Annotated in this window: 16 protein-coding genes and 1 pseudogene; 5 read left to right on the top strand and 12 right to left on the bottom strand. The window is 61.3% G+C overall.

The features are described from left to right. Positions 1 to 175 (top strand): annotated as a pseudogene (locus SO058_RS01900) (acryloyl-CoA reductase electron transfer subunit beta); the annotation flags it as partial. A gap of 65 nt (positions 176 to 240) precedes the next feature. Here the strand turns inward: SO058_RS01900 and SO058_RS01905 are convergent. The 9 genes from SO058_RS01905 to SO058_RS01945 all read right to left on the bottom strand — a co-directional run bounded on the left by SO058_RS01905 (position 241) and on the right by SO058_RS01945 (position 8,165). Next, entirely contained in the window at positions 241 to 843 is a 603-nt protein-coding gene (locus SO058_RS01905; RefSeq protein ID WP_320841312.1) for a hypothetical protein, read from the bottom strand. Then, positions 840 to 1,448, bottom strand: coding sequence for a hypothetical protein (locus SO058_RS01910; protein ID WP_320841313.1), 609 nt, complete (start codon positions 1,446 to 1,448; stop codon positions 840 to 842). The genes SO058_RS01905 and SO058_RS01910 overlap by 4 nt, the downstream gene beginning before the upstream one ends. Positions 1,449 to 1,450: 2 nt before the next feature. Continuing rightward, positions 1,451 to 2,473: a pilus assembly protein PilM gene (gene pilM / locus SO058_RS01915; protein WP_320841314.1), complete on the bottom strand. Its 1,023-nt coding sequence runs from the start codon at positions 2,471 to 2,473 to the stop codon at positions 1,451 to 1,453. A 22-nt stretch (positions 2,474 to 2,495) separates the two neighbouring features. Beyond that, positions 2,496 to 3,317: a prepilin peptidase gene (locus tag SO058_RS01920; protein WP_320841315.1), complete on the bottom strand. Its 822-nt coding sequence runs from the start codon at positions 3,315 to 3,317 to the stop codon at positions 2,496 to 2,498. Next, positions 3,286 to 3,705, bottom strand: coding sequence for a prepilin-type N-terminal cleavage/methylation domain-containing protein (locus SO058_RS01925; protein WP_320841316.1), 420 nt, complete (start codon positions 3,703 to 3,705; stop codon positions 3,286 to 3,288). Before SO058_RS01925 ends, SO058_RS01920 begins: the two co-directional genes overlap by 32 nt. 103 nt (positions 3,706 to 3,808) lie before the next feature. Continuing rightward, positions 3,809 to 4,135, bottom strand: a complete 327-nt coding sequence (locus tag SO058_RS01930) for a prepilin-type N-terminal cleavage/methylation domain-containing protein (protein ID WP_320841317.1) — start codon at positions 4,133 to 4,135, stop codon at positions 3,809 to 3,811. 77 nt (positions 4,136 to 4,212) lie between these two features. Then, on the bottom strand, positions 4,213 to 5,361 hold the full coding sequence (locus tag SO058_RS01935) for a type II secretion system F family protein (RefSeq protein ID WP_320841318.1): 1,149 nt from the start codon (positions 5,359 to 5,361) through the stop codon (positions 4,213 to 4,215). A 72-nt stretch (positions 5,362 to 5,433) separates the two neighbouring features. After that, entirely contained in the window at positions 5,434 to 6,480 is a 1,047-nt protein-coding gene (locus tag SO058_RS01940) for a type IV pilus twitching motility protein PilT (RefSeq protein ID WP_320841319.1), read from the bottom strand. A 5-nt stretch (positions 6,481 to 6,485) separates the two neighbouring features. After that, complete coding sequence (locus tag SO058_RS01945; protein WP_320841320.1) at positions 6,486 to 8,165, bottom strand: GspE/PulE family protein; 1,680 nt, start codon at positions 8,163 to 8,165, stop codon at positions 6,486 to 6,488. Positions 8,166 to 8,479: 314 nt separating this feature from the next. Here SO058_RS01945 and SO058_RS01950 point away from each other — a divergent pair, with 314 nt between their 5' ends. The 4 genes from SO058_RS01950 to SO058_RS01965 are packed head-to-tail and all read left to right on the top strand — an operon-like array spanning position 8,480 to position 13,939. Next, positions 8,480 to 12,445, top strand: a complete 3,966-nt coding sequence (locus SO058_RS01950) for a type II secretion system protein (RefSeq protein ID WP_320841321.1) — start codon at positions 8,480 to 8,482, stop codon at positions 12,443 to 12,445. A 15-nt stretch (positions 12,446 to 12,460) separates the two neighbouring features. Beyond that, positions 12,461 to 13,186, top strand: coding sequence for a hypothetical protein (locus SO058_RS01955; RefSeq protein ID WP_320841322.1), 726 nt, complete (start codon positions 12,461 to 12,463; stop codon positions 13,184 to 13,186). Next, positions 13,170 to 13,478, top strand: coding sequence for a type IV pilus modification PilV family protein (locus SO058_RS01960; protein WP_320841323.1), 309 nt, complete (start codon positions 13,170 to 13,172; stop codon positions 13,476 to 13,478). Before SO058_RS01955 ends, SO058_RS01960 begins: the two co-directional genes overlap by 17 nt. Then, positions 13,475 to 13,939 (top strand): type II secretion system protein, encoded by a 465-nt coding sequence (locus tag SO058_RS01965; RefSeq protein WP_320841324.1) that lies wholly within the window; start codon positions 13,475 to 13,477, stop codon positions 13,937 to 13,939. The genes SO058_RS01960 and SO058_RS01965 overlap by 4 nt, the downstream gene beginning before the upstream one ends. A 58-nt stretch (positions 13,940 to 13,997) precedes the next feature. Here the strand turns inward: SO058_RS01965 and SO058_RS01970 are convergent, their stop codons facing one another. The 3 genes from SO058_RS01970 to SO058_RS01980 are packed head-to-tail and all read right to left on the bottom strand — an operon-like array spanning position 13,998 to position 18,034. Beyond that, complete coding sequence (locus SO058_RS01970) at positions 13,998 to 16,460, bottom strand: ATP-dependent Clp protease ATP-binding subunit (RefSeq protein WP_320841325.1); 2,463 nt, start codon at positions 16,458 to 16,460, stop codon at positions 13,998 to 14,000. A gap of 36 nt (positions 16,461 to 16,496) precedes the next feature. Then, entirely contained in the window at positions 16,497 to 17,498 is a 1,002-nt protein-coding gene (locus SO058_RS01975; protein ID WP_320841326.1) for an ATP--guanido phosphotransferase, read from the bottom strand. Beyond that, positions 17,495 to 18,034 carry a UvrB/UvrC motif-containing protein gene (locus tag SO058_RS01980; RefSeq protein ID WP_320841327.1) on the bottom strand — a complete coding sequence of 180 codons (540 nt, stop codon included), beginning with the start codon at positions 18,032 to 18,034 and terminating at the stop codon, positions 17,495 to 17,497. The genes SO058_RS01975 and SO058_RS01980 overlap by 4 nt, the downstream gene beginning before the upstream one ends. Positions 18,035 to 18,055: the final 21 nt, after the last annotated feature.

The raw sequence follows: 18,055 nt of genomic DNA on the forward strand, positions 1-18,055 counted from the left end.
TTCGGGCGCGATCCAGCACAAGGCCGGCATGCAGGATTCGGAGTGCATCATCGCCGTGAACAAGAACGACGGCGCGCCGATTTTCGACGTGGCGGACTACGGCATCTGCGGCGACCTGTTCAAGGTCGTTCCGATGATGATCGACGCGGTCAAGGCTGCGCAGGCTGCCAAGTAAGCAAAATAAAAACTCCCATCCACTGGATGGGAGTTTTTTTGTGCGCAAATAGAAAACAGCGGCTGTCAGGCCGCTGTTTTCGTTTGCTCGTCCAAAAGGGTTTGCAGTTCGTCGGTCATGGGCGCCGACATGACATCGGAAATATCCATCTGCACCTCGAAATAGGTAATTTTCATCTGCACTGTAATGCCGGTGTCGTTCGCAAGGAAGACCACATCGCCGATCTGGCAGCGGTACGGCGCGTTTGCGAGCGCCTGCACGACGGCCTTGGCGTTTTCATAGTTGAGCGCTGAGAATTTTATGGAAGCCGGACGGCGGACAAACTGTGTCGAAATGTCGGCCTCGTCAAAATTCACCGTATAGCTGGTACCGTCCAACGCCTGATGGAGGAAATTCAGCAGCGCGGGCTGGTTGTCGTATTCGGGCACGCCGACAGCCTGCTCCTGCTTGGCGGCATTGTCCAGTTCTTCCTGCATATTTTCCATCTGCGCCTTGCGCGCCTGCGTGATGATAAGTTCGGTCTCTGCGGTGATCTGCTCGCTTTGCAGCGCGGAAAGCTGCTCGGTGACCGGCACCTGGATCAGCATATAATAGGCCAATCCGACCAGCATCAGCGCAAGGATCAGCAGCAGCACTTTTTCACGCGTGGTAAAGCTGCGGTACATCATGAGGCTTCGCCTCCTTCCACTTGCCCGCCGCCCTCTTCTGCAGCGGGAGGCGTGGCGCCCTCGGGACGATTGAGTGTGACCGTCATCGAGACCGCGCCGTAATCCAGGATAGAGGAGGCCGCCGTGACGGTTACAGCGCTGACCTCTTCACGCGCCCGCAGGCGCGTTTCGATAGCGGAGGCGTCTTTCAGGGAGAGGCGGTTAAGGTCAAAAACCACCTGATTATCCGTGACCGAGAAGCCGCGCAGGTTGGCGGTGGGCAGCACATCCTGCTCGAGCAGAGAGAAGATCACCAAACGGTTGGGGATCGACCGTTCCTCATCGGTCATCCAGCCGGCCGTATAGCGGGCGTATTCGGTGAGCAGCTCGTCATAGCCGGCCGTATCCTGGCTCAGCGCGTCGATCTGCTGGCGGAGTTCCGCTACCTTGCCCTGTGCGGCGGCTACCGCCACCAGACGGTCGACAACCGCGAACTTGGCAAACAGCCCGATGAGCACGGCGCACACGATTGCGAGCGGCAGGATGCGGCTGGGGCTGTTCGCCGTCCGTTCGCGCATGGCGAGGTTTAAATAGGATTTGGAAGGGTAGCGTGTCTTTTTGTTCATGTTCACCGTCCCCCTTCCTGCTGCGTGGCGCCGATGGCGGCGGCGCAGGCGAGCGCGAGGCTTTCATCCGCGCCGATGGGGGGCAGGAGCGCGGCCATGCTGACAAGCGGCAGGTCGATCGACGTGCCGATCGCCTCGACCAGCGGGGCGATATTCGCACCGCCGCCGCAGTAGTACACCTGCTGCAAATTATGGTCGCGGTGCTCGTAGGCGTGGAAATTGAGCGCCTTCATTACCTCGAGCGCAATCGCGTTATACACGGACTGGCAGGCCTCGAGCTCGAGCGCATCCTCATAATTGGATTCCTTGTAGGTGTGGGCGACGTGCACGTCCACGTCGCGGGACTCGGCGATGGCGAGGTCAAGCAGTGAACAGCTGTGGTCGATCATTTTGATCATCTCGATGCGCCGCCCGTGATATAGGAACATGCGCGTGGCGGCGTGGCCGATATCGAGCAGGCAGAATTCACGCTCAGGCTCGCCTTCCGCGCGCGGGTGCGCGAGCTTGTAGGCGTAAAGCAGGTTGCTCCACGCCATTTCCTGCGGCAGCGCGATGGACAGGCGGAAGCCGGCCCGGCGCAGCATGTCGCGGTATTCCTCAATGGTTTCTTTTAAAACAGCGGCGGCGGTCAGCTCCAACTGGGCGGGCTCGTTATCCCCGCCTTCGATTTGGCCGACAACCGCGTAGTCATAAAAGTATTTGTCCTTTTCCCGCGCGATATAGTCCCGGAACTCGTAGGGCAGATTGATATCAAGCTGTTCTGCGGTCATGGCGGGCATGGTCAGCGGACGGCAGAACACCGCTTGTTCGGGCAGGATCAGCGCGGCATGGCGGCCGGGGATGCGGTTTTCGTGCTTCATCTGGCGCAAAAATTCGCTCATCGACGCGGGCGACAGCATACGGCCGTCGGTCATCATATTTTCGGGCAGCTCACGCACAGCCATCCGGTGCACTTGGCCATACGAACATACGGCCATTTTGACCGTGTGTTCCCCAATATCAATGCCGATATATTGTTTGGACATAGGACAATTTCCTTTCGGGGGATCAAAACAATCCCAGATACCATGTGAGGAACGCATCCCCAAACAGCAAAACAGGCCACGCGGCAAGCGCGAGCGACGGGCCGAACGGGAACGCGCGGGGATTTTCCGCGTCCTTGCCGCGCACGCCGGGCAGCAGCGCGAAAACAAGGCCGATGCAGCAGGCGAGGATGAGCAGCATGAGGCCGCGCGCCGCGCCGGTGTACAAGCCGAGAACAAACAGCAGCTTGAGGTCGCCGCCACCCATGGATTCGCGCCCCAACACGCGGTCGGCCAACATGACGAGCGCGAGCATGGGCACGAAAAGCGAAAGCCCGCCGATAAGGCCGTGCAGCAGCGTTTTGCCAGGCTGCGCGCCAAACAGCGCGAAAGCGGCGAAATTCGCCGCCGCGAGCAGGGGAAAGCGGTTCGGGATGACACAGCTATCGAGGTCAACCAGCGACAGCACGAAAAGCAGAAACCCGAGAATGCACAGACGGAGCGTTTCGGGTGTAAACCCAAAGCGCAGCGCGAGAGAAACAAAAACCAGCGCGCACAGGGTTTCGGCGAGGGGATAACGGGGCGAGATCTTTTCGCCGCAGTAGCGGCAGCGGCCGCGCAGAAAGAGGAAGCTGGCAAGCGGCACGAGGTCGGCCGCGGACAGCGGGTGCCCGCACGTCGCGCAGTGCGACCGGCCTTTGGCAACGCTTTCACCGTTTACGATGCGCCACGCCCAAGCGTTCCCAAAGGAGCCGAATACAAGGCCGAGCACGGCGGTGAGGAACAGCAGGTAAGCAGTCAAGGCAGCGGACAGGTCAAACATCGGGCTTGACCCAGGAAAATTCAATGGGCTGACCCTTTGAAGCCGGAACAGATAGAATCAAATATGAGCCTTTGGCGTGGGAGGCGTTTTCCTTATCGTCTCCCTGCGCGGTATAGGCACTTTCGCGCGCTTCAGGGGAATCGGGCTGCAAGGTGCTGTCCGACAGGAACACATAGCGGCTGTCGCCGCCCTCGGCAGGATACCGGAGCAGGGTGCCGTCGGATTCGAGCTGTCCGGCACTCTGCAGGATGCCAATATAGGAATGCAGCATATTTTCGCTTGCCTCATCCATGCGCAGTCCAGCGCGGTTGATCTGACTGTGATACACAGGGATCGCGATCGCCGCGAGGATGGCGATAAGCGCAACGACAGTCAGCAATTCCGCGAGCGTAAAGCCTTTTTTCTTTCGCATAGGACCTCTTCCTTTAAGTAGACAGATTAACGCCATGCACAAGCCGTCCGCGCGGGACGGCTTGTGCCCGGCGTTAAGGCCGGGGGTAATTTGTGGCTATTTTTCAGCTTAGAGTACCATGGCCATTGGCATCAAAGGTAATGGTATATACTGCGCCATCAGCGGAAGTATTAACAGTGAACTCATGATTGGCACTTTCGTGGATGTAATACTTGCTATTCGCGCCCTCATCCAGCAGATATTGAGCATGTGCCATAGACAGAGCAGCGCGCTTGTTGGCCTCGGATACCTGTGTTCTAGCATTATTTAGCTGCGCCGAGAACACCGGAATCGCGATCGCCACCAGAATGGCGATAATCGCCACCACGATGAGCAGCTCTGCGAGCGTGAAGCCCTTTTTGCTGCGCTTTGCGCAAAGTTTTGCAAACATAAAAAATTCCTCCTAAAATTTATCTGTTTTTTCTCTATTTCATCACGGCCGCCAAAGCGCCCGATAGAAACCATTGCTTACATGCCGCCGTACATTTCGAACATCGGCATGTAGAAGCCGAACACGACCATCACGACGCCGATCGCCATGAGCACGATGATGGTCGGCTCCAGCATGGCGAGGATGCGCGAGGTGGAAACCTGCACCTCATTGTCAAAAAAGTCTCCGATGATGGAAAGCGTGTTTTCCAGCGAGCCGGTCTGCTCGCCAACGCCCGCCATCTCAGTGAGCAGATTGTCAAACCACGGGCTGCGGCGCATACAGTCGCCCAGCGGCGCGCCCTCCTCGATGCCCGAGACCATGTCGCGTACCTCGAGGCCGAGCACATAGTTGTTCATCACCTTGGCGGTGATCGTCAGCGCGCGCGTGATCGGCATGCCCGCGCCCAGCAGGGTGGACATGGTGCCGGCGAACTGGCTCGCGCCGTTCATGCGCTCAATGCGCCCGAACAGCGGCAGCTTCAGCCGTAGGGTCGCAAAATACTTCATGCCCGCAGGCGTTTTGCTCCACAGCAGCAGCGCGAACACCGCCGCCGCGATTATGCCGAGGATGACGAGCCAATACCGCACCATAAAATCGGATATCCCGATGATGATGCGCGTCGGCAGCGGCAGCTCCATCTCCATGGACGAGAACATATCCACAAAAACGGGGATGACGCGGATCATGATGACCGCGACGACGATAATGGAAATGACCACCAGAAACGCCGGATAGATCAGCGCGCTAGTCACCTTAGCGCTGGTTTTGGCCGATTTGTCGAAATAAGTATGCAGCGTGCGGAACGCGTCGTCCAGCGTGCCCGATTCCTCGCCCGCGCGGACGGTCTCGATAAAAGTAGGCGGCAGGCCTTTGCCCTTGTTTTCAAAGCTGTCCGCCAGCGAATTGCCCGCCGCAACGTCTCCCGCGACGGATTTCAGGATGCCGCGCAGCGCCTTGTCCGCCGTCTGCTCGGCCACCAGTTCGACCGTGCGCACCGTCGGCAGACCGGCGCCCAGGATGATCGCGAATTGGCTGCAAATGAGCGCGAGCTGTTTGCTCGAAATGCGGGGCGTGGAAAACAGGTCCTTCGCGCCGCTCCCCTTGACCTCGCTGATGGAAATGACGATCGGGCACGTCTGCTTGATGCGGGCGACCGCGTCAAACTCGTCGTACGCCTCGATCACGCCGGATACGACCGAGCCCGAGGGCGACTGCGCCTTGTATTGAAAGGTCGTCGTGTGCGGTCACCTCCTTATCTAAAACAGTGTATGCTTGCGGACATATTCCGGGTCGTGCGCGTTGTCCCGCGCGGTGTCGCCCGAAATCAGCTTATCCTTAAACATGCGGATGAGCCGGTTGTCCATCGTGATGCTGCCCTCCTCCGCCGAGGTGGCGAGCGCGTTTGCGATCTGCGGGGTCTTGCCCTCGCGGATGAGGTTGCGGATGGCCGGGGTGACCATCATAAGCTCGCACGCGGCGACGCGCCCGGCGCCGCCCCTGCGGGGCAGGAGCTGCTGGCTGAGAACGGCTTGCAGCGTCATCGAAAGCTGCATGCGCACCTGCTTCTGCCGCCCCGCCGGGAACACCTCGACGATGCGGTCCACCGCGTCCGCCGCCGAGCCGGTGTGCAGCGTGGCGAACACCAGATGCCCGGTCTCCGCCGCGGTCAGCGCGGTCTCGATGGTGTCAAGGTCGCGCATTTCACCGATGAGGATCACGTCCGGGTCCTCGCGCAGGATGGCGCGCAGTCCATCCGAATAGGAGGCGGTGTCGCGGCCGATCTCGCGCTGGTTGATGACGCAGCGGTCGGGCGTGTAGAGGTATTCGATCGGGTCTTCCAGTGTGATGATATGGTCGTCCCGCGTGTGGTTGATCTCATCGAGGATGGCGGCGAGCGTGGTCGATTTGCCCGAGCCGGTCTCGCCGGTCACAAGCACGATGCCGCGCTGCAGCCTAGGGAAACCCTGCACCGCTTCGGGAAGCCCGAGGGAAGAAAGCAGGGGGATGCGGTCGCTCAGAATACGGATGGCCGCCGAAGCGTGTCCCTGCTGGCGGAACAGGTTGATACGCACGCGTGTCCCGTCCGGAAAGGACTGGGCGGCGTCGATTTCGCCCACAGCGCCGAGCGGCACGGCGGAAAGCTCGCGCGCGAGCGCTTCGCAGTCCTCGTGGGTCAGGCGGTATGCGTCGAGGTCGCGCAGCTTGCCGTCCACGCGCAGGCGCACGGGTAGACCGCAGACAATATGGATATCGCTCGCGCCGGCCTCGGCGGCGGCGGAAACGATGGAAGCAATATTTTGCATAAGCGTCAGTCCTCGCTTGAATGGATGGTGCGGTACGCCTCTTCCGCAGTGGTCACGCCCTGCAAGACCAGCTCGCGGCAGCCGTCCCGCAGCGAGCGGAATCCGCTCTGGCGCACGGCGGCGTACAGCTGGTCGCGCGGGGCGCGCGCTGCAATCAGCTCGCGCAGCGCATGGTCGACCGTCAGGATCTCAAACACGCCGATGCGCCCGCGGTAGCCGGTGTGGAAGCACATCGGGCAGCCCTCGCCCTTATAGAAGGTCTGCTCGCCCGAAAGGCCGAGGGCGGCAAGCTCGTCGCCGTCCGGCGTATAGGCTTTTTTGCAGTGCGGGCAAACGCGGCGCACTAAGCGCTGCGCGATCACGCCGCGCACTGCGCCCGCGATCAGGTAAGGCTCAACGCCGATGTCGTATAGGCGGTCGATAGTGGAAACGGAATCGCCCGTGTGAATGGTCGACAAAACGAGGTGGCCGGTAATGGCCGCGCGCATGGCGATCTCGGCGGTCTCGCCGTCGCGTATCTCGCCGACCGCGATGATGTCCGGATCCTGCCGCAGGATGGCGCGCAGGCCGCCCGCAAAGGTCAGGCCGGTTTTTTCATTAATCTGCACCTGGTTTACACCGTCGAGGTTGTATTCGACCGGGTCTTCGAGCGTTACCAGATTGACCTGCTCGGTGTTGAGGCCACGGATCATGGTGTACATCGTGGAGGATTTGCCCGACCCGGTCGGTCCGGCGATCAGCACCACGCCGCTTGGGTTCTGCAGCAGGCGGTCGTAGGCCGCGAGCGTTTCGCCCGTCAGCCCGAGCTGCTGTTTGTCGAGCAGGCCGTTTGCCTTGTCGAGCAGGCGGATGACGATTTTTTCACCGTAGATCGTGGGCAGGGTGGACAGGCGCAGGTCGATATCCGCGCTTTTGATGCGCACAGCGGCGCGTCCGTCCTGCGGCACCTTGCGTTCGGAGATATCCAGTCCGCCCATGACCTTGAGCCGCGAGATGACTGAAGCCTGCAATTCGCGCGGCACGGTCAGGATATTGCGCAGCAGGCCGTCGATGCGCATGCGCACCTGCATTTCGTTTTCGCGCGGCTCGAGATGGATGTCACTCGCGCGTTCGGTCGCCGCGCGCTCGATGATGGAATTGACCAGCCGCACGGTGGGTGCGGCCGGTGCGTCCTCCACCCCGACTGGGGACGCGATCGCGTCCTCGCTTTGGCGGTGCGGCTCGCGCTTCATCTCCTCGTTGGCGCGGGCGGCGCCCTCGTTGCCGTAAAGCGTCATGACTGCGCGGTCGACCGCGTCGGCGGTGGCGATCATCGGAATGACGCGCTTGCGCGTCGCCGTGCGCACTTCCTTGAGCGCGACGAAGTTGAGCGGGTCAGCCATGGCGAGATAGAGCGCGTCGCGCTCCACACGGACGGGCACGACCTGGTATTTCTTCGCGATGGTTTTGGGCAGCACGGTCGCCATTTCGGAGCCGGGCGGCTGGGCGGCAAGATCGATAAATTCCACGCCGAGCTGCATCTCGAGCGCTTCGATGAGCTGCCGCTCGCCGATAAAGCCATATTTGGTGAGCACCGAGCCCAGACGCTCGCCGGTCTTCTTCTGCATATGAAGCGCCTGCGCGAGCTGTTCCTGCGTGATCAGGCCGTTGGAGACCAACAGGTCGCCGAGACGCATATAGGCCATGCTGTTTACCCCTCCCCTCTGTGCCGCGGCGGATGGAGGCTGTGAGAAAAAAAGCCGTGCCGCGAATAGAGAAAAACTCCGTGCGGTCGGCAAACGAGAGCAGCCACCGGTGCTTGCGGTTACATATTTTCTTTATTTTATCATAAGCAGTGGGGGGACGCAAGCAATCGCGACGAAAATTGTAGGCGCTTTTTTCGCCCCCCACTGTTAATTTACAAAAAAACATGATATGATAAGGAAAAATACGGGTTGTAGGGCGTAACCTACCCTTAAACTGGGAAATTGCGCCTGCAAAACGGAAAGGGGGTACCATCTTGCGGGGAATTTGGCGCAAAGCCAGACGTGCGGCGGGCTTCACGCTGGCGGAGGTCGTTGCGGTGCTGGCGATCGCGGGCATTCTGCTTGGCATCGCAATCCCGACTGCGGTTACATTGCAGAAGGATATGCGGCTGGCCAAGCTGGACGCGGCGGCGCGATCTGTTTTTATCGCTGCACAAAACCGCTTGACCGCGCTTCGATCCGCCGACGGGCTGGACGCGGTGCAGGCTGGAAACAGCGCGCTTGTGGATGGATACCCTGATTTGGTATATGCGGAAAACCCCGGCGGGGATCAGAAGCTGTTTGACACCGTGCTGCCTAAGAACGCAGTGGATGAGAAGCTGATCCAAAACGGACATGTCGTGATTGAATATGAACCGCTCAGCGGCAGCGTTTACAGTGTGTTCTACGCTGAACGCGGAGAGGATTTTGCGTATGCCGCAGACCTGCCGCGCGACGACCGTCCGGCGCGGCGTGATGCGATGCTGGGCTATTACGGCGGCGACGCCGTGACGCTGCCGGGTACGGAAACCATTTTGGAGCCAAGCGTCGAGCTGGTGAACGGGGAAGAGCTGGCGCTCGAGATCGACAACAGCGGGATCACCGATCTGTCCTATATCACGGAGGTGCTGCCAAACCTCACGTATCATGTGTCATTGGCGCCGGCGGACAAACCGGAGCAGACGGTGGAGATCAGGGCGGAATATCTGGAGGAAACGGACGTTGGTTGCCGCGTCGTGCTGGACAGCATCACGGGCAGCCGCCATTTTGCGGACGTTGTGCGCGGAGCGGACGGCAAGCCGGAAATCGAGCCGGGCGCGGATATTATCGTTTCCCTGACCATTGATTTTAACAAAAGCGGCGTGATTGCCAAGCCATATAAATGGTCCGGACGGACGAACAGCCTGTTTGCCTCGCGCGAGAAGGATGAAAGCACGAAACAGGAGACTGTCATCCTCACCAAGGGGCGGCATTTGCAGAATCTGGAGCCGACGGTCTCGGGAATCGGTACGTCGGGCGGTTATGCGGCGGTCAGAGCCAAGGTATCGAGCAAGATCGACTGGACCGTTTATCAGGAGAAGACCGTGACCGCGCCTGGCGGCGGGGCGGTCGGCGCGGGCGGGCAGATGGTGCCGCCGAAGGAACTCGCGAAGCAGGGCGGTTTTGTGCCCATCCAAAACGCGTCGCTCTCCAGCTTTGACGGCAATAATCAGGAGATCAAAAACCTGCGGGTCGAGCCGGTGGAAGACCGGGTGGTCAACGCGGGCCTGTTCGCGCAGTTCGGCAAAGCCGGAGCCGCGTCGGCGCTCAAGGATACCGTGTTGGTCAATCCCTATATTAAGGCAGGGCAGAGCGGGACGGCGGGCGCGCTTGCTGGCGTGGCGGAGAATACGTCGGTGGACAACTGCCGCGCTTATCTGGATACCGACGGCGTGGCAAACCTGAAAGCAAGCCCGGATAAGCCGCCTTATGGGGTGTTCGCCTCCGGCAGCACATTGGCAGGCGGACTGATGGGCAGCGTCAAAAAGTCGGATGACGCGGCGCAATCTTACCCCGTCACAAAGTCGTTCGCAGCGCTGCCCGCAGTAACCAGCGGAACGGTATCCGGCCGCGCCGGCGGATTTGCGGGAGAACTGGGCGCGGGAACGGCAGTCAGAGAGTGCTATGCGTCGGCAGGTACGGTTGCCGCGCACACGTCCGGCGGGTTTGCCGGCGCGGTGTCGGGGACGGTGAAGGAATGCTATGCGTCCGCGGCTGTACGCGCAAAATATGCTTATGGATTTTTTACGGGCGGCACGGGTTCGTTTGCCAATTGCTATGCCGCCGTTTCGTATCAGGACACTGCGGACGCAAACGACCCAATAGGCTTTGGCAACCGGGGCAATATAGGGTCGGCAACCGGGTGCTATTATGTGGTTGATATCATAAACGGACCCACACGCGCGGAAACCGATCCGGACGGAGTAAAGCCGATCGCTTACCGCACGCTCGGGGAAATGGATGCTTCGGTGTTCGGAAACGGCGGATGGAGCGCGAGCAACCGGGACACGACGCACCCTTATTTGATGACAACGTTTGATAAACTGCCTGAGGCGACGCAAAAGCAGATTGACGACAAGCTGTATTCTGCGGCGGTGTATCCGTTCCCGCGCCTGAAAACAGCCGAGCACTACGGCGATTGGCCGCTGCCCGCCAAAACGGGCGCGCTGCTGTACTATGAGCGCTATGCAGACGGCTCCTACGGAATCGAAGGCCTGCAAGCGGACGGCACGGCGTATCCAAACAGGACATTGCCGCTGCGGTCTGATAAGGCGGTCACAGCGGATGGCTACGCGGTGGCCGGGGAGTTTGGCGCATCGGTCAGGATCACGCTGGGCAAACAGGGCGAGCAAACGCTGAACAGGGATACGGCGCTTTCCGCGCTGCTGTCCGGCAGCTCGGCCTATCCGCTGACCGCGCCGCTCGTGCAGACAGACGCTTCGTTCGCAGACGGGTTTTACCAGTCGGTCGCGGTCGGGGGGAGCACGGTGTATTTGTGGTTTAATCCGCATTTTGCGCGCACAGTGCAAAAGGGCGAAAAGGTGCCCGCCGAACCGGAGAGAATCGCCGTGCGCACGGCGCGCCAGCTATCCGCGCTTGCCGCGCACAGCGAATACTGGGGCAAGCGGTTCACGCAGCAGCGCGATATCGACTTTTCGTCCTATACGTTCCTCAGCGGCCTTTCCACCAAGCAAACGCCGATCGGAACAGAAAAAACGGCGTTTTCCGGTGTTTATGACGGCAGCTGCCACACTATTACGGGGACGGGTATCGCGGCGGAAAGCGCGGTGTTCGCGGGATTGTTCGGATATTCGACCGGCACGCTGGAAAATATCGTTTTCCGCGCGGATGGCGCGGTAATCGAGGGCGGTATCTACGCGGCCGGCGCGCTTGCGGGATACAGTGCGGGCACGGTCCGCAACTGCGCGGCAGCGGGCTTCACCGTCCGGACGGACAGCAAGTTCGCGGGCGGCCTGATTGGACAGGCCGACGGCGGCACGGTAGAGGGGTCCAGCGCGGCAAACCGCGCGGTGCAGGCGTCCGGCTATGCGGGAGGGCTGATCGGCTGGTCGACCGGAACGCAGTTCACGAATAACTGCTATGCCACCGGCAGACTGTCGGGCATTGCGTCTCTTGGCGGCATGATCGGCGCGGTGGAATATGACGCCTCGCCGACGATTCAAAACTGCTATTCGGCCTGCACGGTCGAGAGTGGAGCGACGGTTTACGGCATCGGGCCAAAGGGCGTTTCTGACAGCTATTATTTGGCCGATACGGTGAAGCCCGCGGTGACGGAAGTCCCTGGTGCGGCAGGCCTGCGCTATGGGCAGTTGGAAATCCAAACGCTGCCGGGCATGGGCGCGGCGGCGCACACCTTTCCTTATGAGCGGAGCGGAAGCTATCCGTTTCCGGCGGTTGTGACAGACGGTGCGGGCGAGCGGGTGCACTACGGCGACTGGCCGGAGAAAACGGCGGCGTTCGGAGAGGTTGCGATTGGCGTCTGTGTCCGCACGGCGGTTGATTATAACAAACCAGAGACAACCTTCCAAATCTGGGGTACAGACGAGCAGGGAAACTGGTCGCAGGATGCTGTGGAGACGTTCACAGTCAACAAGGCGATCGACCGTGCGTTCTATGCTTGCACGGGCTCTGGAATGGCGGGGGTAGGCAGGTGGTATGTGTGGAACAGCAGTATGTCCGGACAAAGCGCCGCCCATTTAAACCAGGTTCAGAGCACAAATGAAATTGCGCTTAACGGATATGAGTTTTATATTGGAAATGATCTTTTTGTATCCGGAAAGACCATGTATTATTATAAGGAAAAACCGAATGGAGCAGGCAGTGGGGATACGCCTCCGCAAGGATGGGCATTCAGTATTTCAAATACAATTCCACCTCGGTTTGAGACCAATCAAAACTAAGAGAGGAAAGGCGCAATGAGAAACCTTCGCCGAAAACTGAAAAGCGAATCGGGTGCGTCGATCGTCATTGCGCTGATCTTCTTTCTGCTCTGCCTGACGGTGGGCGCGGTGGTGCTGACCGCCGCTTCTGCAAACGCCGGACGCGTCAAGCGCATCGAGGGCGAGCAGCAGGCCTATTTTGCCGTCCGATCGGCGGCGGAACTGCTCCGGGACGAGATCGAGGGCGTATCGTTTGACGCGCTGTACGAGAAGCAAGTGGGCGGTGAAAACGCGCCGGGACGGCTGGCGCAGCCACATTACACCCTCAAAGGGATGGATGCGGAGCAACTGCCCAGCTTATTCACGCTCATCGGGGACGACGCAAAAAACGTGTTTCAGGCGCGGTATGAGGGCGTTTCAGCGGAAGAACGCAGCGCCATATGGACGGTGGCCGCGCCCGACATGCCAAGGGTGACGGTGAAGTACCAAATGGACGAGACATATGGAATGACGCTCGCGCTTGACACCGAGGATACGCACCCCTACCACTCTCCCATGGCGCTCACGTTTGCCCCCATCCTGCGGCAGACCGATGAGGAACGCACGGTCAGCTGGACGACCACTTCACAGGGAACGGACGAGGCAGGCAACCCGGTAACCGAGACCATCCATCACGAAATGACCGTCCGCCACAGCGCGGTCACGGCCTCGTGGACGGCGGGGGAGATACGAAAGGGGCGGGCGGATGATGCTGAAGCGTAAGCTGAAAAGCCAAAAGGGCGAAACGCTGATCGAAGTGGTCGCCGCCATCCTGATCCTGTCGCTCGGCATGGCCGCGTTCGCCGGTATGGTGACTTATGCCGCGAGCGTCAACGGCATGGCCGCACGAAAAGACGACAGCTTTTATCAAAACGTCTCCCAGACGGAGCAGATGCAGGGCCATGCGGATACCGTTTCGGTCATGGTGGGCACGGATACCGTTAAAGACGTGCCGCGCGTGCAAAACGGAGCATTTTATGCCTATGCGCTCCCGGAAGAAGGCGGTGCGCCATGAAAATAAAACGCAAGATGCGTTCCCGCGCGGGCATGACGCTGGCCGAGCTGCTCGCGGCGGTCGCGGTGCTGGGCGTGCTGGGCGCGGGGCTGACGGCGGGCGTTCCCGCGGCGGCGCGCGTCTATCATGAGGCTACCGCGGACGCGGAGGCGTCCGTCCTGTTTTCCACCTTGTCCGCCGCTGTGGGCGACGAGCTGCGCTACGCGCGGAGCCCCAAGGCGGACGGCAGCTTCGACAGCGCGGTGTACGGCAAAGGCGTGTCGGTCGAGGCCGATGGGGACGGGCATTTGACCGTCGGCGGCGAGCCGCTCCTGGGCAGCCGCACCTACACCGGCAACTTGCAGGCGGATATCTCGGTTTCCTATGAAGACGGGCTGTTTACGGTGAACCTGTCCGTAAAGGAGGACGGCCGCGTGCGCAAGGAACAGGAACTGGTGATCCGCCCGGTTAATGAAGAATAAAAGAAAGGGCGCCGCTTACGCGGCGCCCTTTTGGCGTACTTAAATGAAAAACGGTTTTTTATGCTTCGGCGGCGGGCCGGAGCGCCAGTTTGCCGTCCGAAACATCGAGCGTGACGCGCGCCCCCGCCTTGGTTTCGCCGCGAAGCATGGACTCCGCCACCAAATCCTCGACCTCGCTTGTCACCGCGCGGCGCAGCGGCCGCGCGCCGTAGACAGGGTCGAACCCGGCTTTGGCGAGGTGCTTTTTGGCCTCGTCCGTCCAGTCCATCTCGATATCGCTCTCCCGCATGCGGGACGCGACCTGCCGCAGCATGCTGTCCGCGATTTGGGCGATCTCGTCCTCGGACAGGCGGTTAAAGACGATGATATCGTCAATGCGGTTCAAAAACTCGGGGCGGACGGCGGTTTTCAGCTCGCCCAGCACGTCTTCCTTGATCTGCTCGAACGTGCGCTCGGATTCGGACTTCTCGCCCGCGGTAAAGCCGAGCGTCTTGCGGCCCGCCCCCGTGATCTTCTGCGCGCCGATGTTCGAGGTCATGATGATGATGGTGTTCTTGAAATCGACGTGGCGGCCCTGCCCGTCGGTCAGTACGCCGTCCTCCAGAATCTGGAGCAGGATGTTGAACACGTCCGGGTGCGCTTTTTCGATCTCGTCAAACAGCACGACCGAATACGGATGCCGCCGCACCTTTTCAGAGAGCTGTCCGCCCTCGTCGTAGCCGACGTAGCCCGGAGGCGAGCCGATCATGCGCGAAACCGCGTGCTTTTCCATGTATTCCGACATATCGACGCGGATCATCGCGTTTTCATCGCCGAACATGGCCTCGGCCAGCGCCTTACTCAGCTCGGTCTTGCCCACGCCGGTGGGGCCGAGGAAAAGGAACGAGCCGATGGGGCGTTTCGGGTCGCGCAGGCCGACGCGCCCGCGCCGGATGGCCTTGGAGACCGCAGTGACGGCCTCGTTCTGGCCGACCACACGCGCGTGCAGCGTGTCCTCGAGGTGCAGCAGGCGCTCGCCCTCGTCTTCGGTCAGGCGGGAAACGGGCACGCCCGTCCAGCCCGAGATGACCGCGGCAATATCGGCCTCGGTGACCGCGCCGTGCGCCTTGGTCTGGCTGTCGGCCCACTCTTTTTTGCGCGCTTCAAGCGCTTCGCGTTTGTTTTTCTCCTCGTCACGCAGGCGCGCGGCGGTCTCATAGTCCTGCCCCTTGACCGCCTCTTCCTTGCGCGCCGCGAGGGACGCGATCTCGTCCTCAATCTCCTTGAGGTCGGGCGGGGCGGTGAGCGACGACAGGCGGACGCGCGAGCACGCCTCGTCGATGACGTCAATAGCCTTGTCGGGGAGCTGCCGGCCGGAAACATAGCGCACGGACAGCTTGACTGCGGCTTCGATGGCGTCGTCCGGGATGGACAGGCGGTGGTGCGCCTCGTAGCGGTCGCGCAGGCCTTTGAGGATCTCGACCGCGTCTTCCGGGCTGGGTTCGTCAATCTGCACGGGCTGGAACCGGCGTTCGAGCGCCGCGTCCTTTTCTACGTGCTTGCGGTATTCGTCGAGCGTGGTCGCGCCGATGACCTGGATCTCCCCGCGCGAGAGCGCGGGCTTTAAAATGTTGGCCGCGTCGGCCGCGCCCTCGGCGGCGCCCGCGCCCATCAGCATGTGCATCTCGTCAATAAACAGGATGGTATCCTTTTTCGCGGTCAACTCTTCGATGACCTTTTTAATGCGTTCCTCAAATTCGCCGCGGTACTTGGTGCCCGCGATCATGCCGGTCAGGTCGAGAGAAACGAGGCGTTTGTCTTTGAGGGTCTCGGGCACGTCGCCCGCGATGATCTTCTGCGCCAGCCCCTCGGCTACGGCGGTCTTGCCGACGCCGGGATCGCCGATGAGCGCGGGGTTGTTCTTGGTGCGGCGCGACAAAATCTGAATGACGCGCTGGATCTCGTTCGCCCGCCCGATGACCGGGTCGAGCTTGCCCTCTTTCGCGGCGGCGGTCAGGTCGCGGCCGAACTGGGAAAGCGCGTCGCCCGATGCGCCCGGAGCTGCGCCCGGCATACCGTCCGCCGTGAATTCGCCCTGCTCCTGCACGCCGAGCGCCTCGGAAAGCTTGGTTTCGAGCGTGCCCTGCGTCACGCCGAGGCTGGCGAGCGCGGTCAGCGCGACGTTCTGCCCCTCACCCAGGATGCCGAGCAGCAAGTGCTCGGTGCCGACATAGCTGGCGCCCATGCGCGCGGCAGCCGAAATGGCCAGCTCGATGATGCGCTTGGTGCGCGGGGTCATGCCCTGCGGGGCGGAGGAATCCGGCGTGCCGCGTCCCGAAAGCTTTTCGATCTCCGCGGAAAGCTTGTCGTCGGCCACGCCTGCCGCGGCGAGCGCCTTGGCGGCCGGGCCGCCGCCCTCGCGCAGCAGGCCTAAAAGCAGATGTTCCGAGCCGATATAACTGTGGCCGAACTCGCCAGCCGCGCGCTGAGCGAGCGCCAAAGCGTTCGCGGCGCGCTCGGTGAAACGGTTTTGATAAAACATAAAGCAGCACTCCTTTCGAGTGTAAACTGTGAATAATTAAACGATTTGAATGGTTTTGGCGGCCTCGCGCATCAAAGTCGCGCGCTTCTGGTCGCGCTCCTGCGGCGTGCCGAGCAGCATAGCCGGACGCACCGCCTGTTCCAGTTCATAAAGCGCCTGCGGGTCCGCGCCCGAAAGATAGCCCATCTGCAAGCCGACGAGCACATCCGAAATGCAGGATACGGCTTCGTTCGTGTCCATCAAATAGGCCGACCGCATGGTGCCAGCCGCGCGGCAGATGCGGTCGCGCAGGCGCGCACCGTCCGAGCCGCGCACCTGTTCGCGCGTTTTCTTTTCCGCGTCGAGAATTGCGGCCGCAGTCTCGACCAGCCGTTCGGTCAGCTCGGCGCTTGACGCGCCCAACGTCACCTGATTTGAGACCTGGTAAAAGCCGCCGACAGCCTCCGAACCCTCGCCGTATGCGCCGCGTACAGCGCAGCCGCGGCTGCCCGCGTAGCCAATGACCTGCTGGATGCCGCGCGTCTGCGTCAGTATGGGCAGATGCAGCATGACCGAGGCGCGCAGCCCGGTGCCAACATTGGTCGGGCACGCGGTCAGGTAGCCGAGCTGCTCGTCATAGGCGAAAGGAAGCTCGTTTTCGATCAGCGCGGCCACGCGTTCGGCAGTCTCGAGGCATTCCGTAGGGCACAGCCCCGCGCCGATGGCCTGCAGGCGCAGATGATCCTCCTCGCCGATCATAATGGAGACGCCCTTATCCTGCGAAGCGATGAGATAGCCGCCGTTCTGCGCCAGCTCGGGCGAGATTTGATGCTGCTCAACGAGCGCGAGCGCTTCAGATGAGCGGGGCACGATCTGCCTTTTCTGAAACTCCGGGCCGACGGTTGGGTTCTTTTGCAGCGCCGAAAATACCTTTTCCGCGATCTCGGCCTGCTGCGCTTCCGTCAGGCGGAACGGATAGCCTTTCAAATTGCGCGCGAGGCGCACGCGGGACGAGGCCGCCAGACCCAGAAACCCGCCGGTGATGGAAAACATGCTCATTTCGCTTCGCCCTCCAGTCTGTGGATCTCGTCGCGCAGGCGCGCGGCCTGCTCATAGTCTTCGCTGGCGACCGCTTCCTGAAGCTGCGCGCGAAGCGCCGCGACCGGGTCCTGCTGCGGCTCCTCGGCGGCAGCGGGCGCGGCGCCGATATGCCGGGTCGCACCGTGCACTTTTTGCACATAGGGGTTCAGAATATCTGCAAAAGCGGTATAGCAGTCGGGACAGCCGACGCGCCCGGACTGCCGGAGTTCGCGCTCGTTCATGCCGCAGGACGGGCATTTGCGTTCGGTGCCAAGCATGGACGCCGTGGGTGCGCCCAGTGTATCCGGGAACAGGGAGCCGAAGCCGCCGCCCAGAAACGAGTGGAACGGGTCGCTCCACAGGTGACCAAAGCTCTGAAACGCGTTTTCAAACGCGCTGCCCAGATTCATTTCCTTGGCGCATTCGCCGCACAGGTGCAGCTCGCGCTTTTGTCCGTTGATGTTCTCGCTGAAGAACGTTGTCGCTTCATTCTTACCGCATTTTTCGCATTTCATAAGGCATTGCTCCTTTCGGGA

Origin of the sequence: Agathobaculum sp., from assembly GCF_034098985.1 — a bacterium.
Classification (GTDB): domain Bacteria; phylum Bacillota; class Clostridia; order Oscillospirales; family Butyricicoccaceae; genus Agathobaculum.

What these genes read in the sequence shown, in the direction of transcription:
- SO058_RS01965 (WP_320841324.1), top strand. Translation starts at nt 13,475, where the DNA reads ATGAAAATAAAACGCAAGATGCGTTCCCGCGCGGGCATGACGCTGGCC.
- SO058_RS01930 (WP_320841317.1), bottom strand. Translation starts at nt 4,135, where the DNA reads ATGTTTGCAAAACTTTGCGCAAAGCGCAGCAAAAAGGGCTTCACGCTC.
- SO058_RS01940 (WP_320841319.1), bottom strand. Translation starts at nt 6,480, where the DNA reads ATGCAAAATATTGCTTCCATCGTTTCCGCCGCCGCCGAGGCCGGCGCG.
- SO058_RS01975 (WP_320841326.1), bottom strand. Translation starts at nt 17,498, where the DNA reads ATGAGCATGTTTTCCATCACCGGCGGGTTTCTGGGTCTGGCGGCCTCG.
- pilM (WP_320841314.1), bottom strand. Translation starts at nt 2,473, where the DNA reads ATGTCCAAACAATATATCGGCATTGATATTGGGGAACACACGGTCAAA.
- SO058_RS01905 (WP_320841312.1), bottom strand. Translation starts at nt 843, where the DNA reads ATGATGTACCGCAGCTTTACCACGCGTGAAAAAGTGCTGCTGCTGATC.
- SO058_RS01970 (WP_320841325.1), bottom strand. Translation starts at nt 16,460, where the DNA reads ATGTTTTATCAAAACCGTTTCACCGAGCGCGCCGCGAACGCTTTGGCG.
- SO058_RS01910 (WP_320841313.1), bottom strand. Translation starts at nt 1,448, where the DNA reads ATGAACAAAAAGACACGCTACCCTTCCAAATCCTATTTAAACCTCGCC.
- SO058_RS01955 (WP_320841322.1), top strand. Translation starts at nt 12,461, where the DNA reads ATGAGAAACCTTCGCCGAAAACTGAAAAGCGAATCGGGTGCGTCGATC.
- SO058_RS01925 (WP_320841316.1), bottom strand. Translation starts at nt 3,705, where the DNA reads ATGCGAAAGAAAAAAGGCTTTACGCTCGCGGAATTGCTGACTGTCGTT.
- SO058_RS01980 (WP_320841327.1), bottom strand. Translation starts at nt 18,034, where the DNA reads ATGAAATGCGAAAAATGCGGTAAGAATGAAGCGACAACGTTCTTCAGC.
- SO058_RS01960 (WP_320841323.1), top strand. Translation starts at nt 13,170, where the DNA reads ATGATGCTGAAGCGTAAGCTGAAAAGCCAAAAGGGCGAAACGCTGATC.
- SO058_RS01945 (WP_320841320.1), bottom strand. Translation starts at nt 8,165, where the DNA reads ATGGCCTATATGCGTCTCGGCGACCTGTTGGTCTCCAACGGCCTGATC.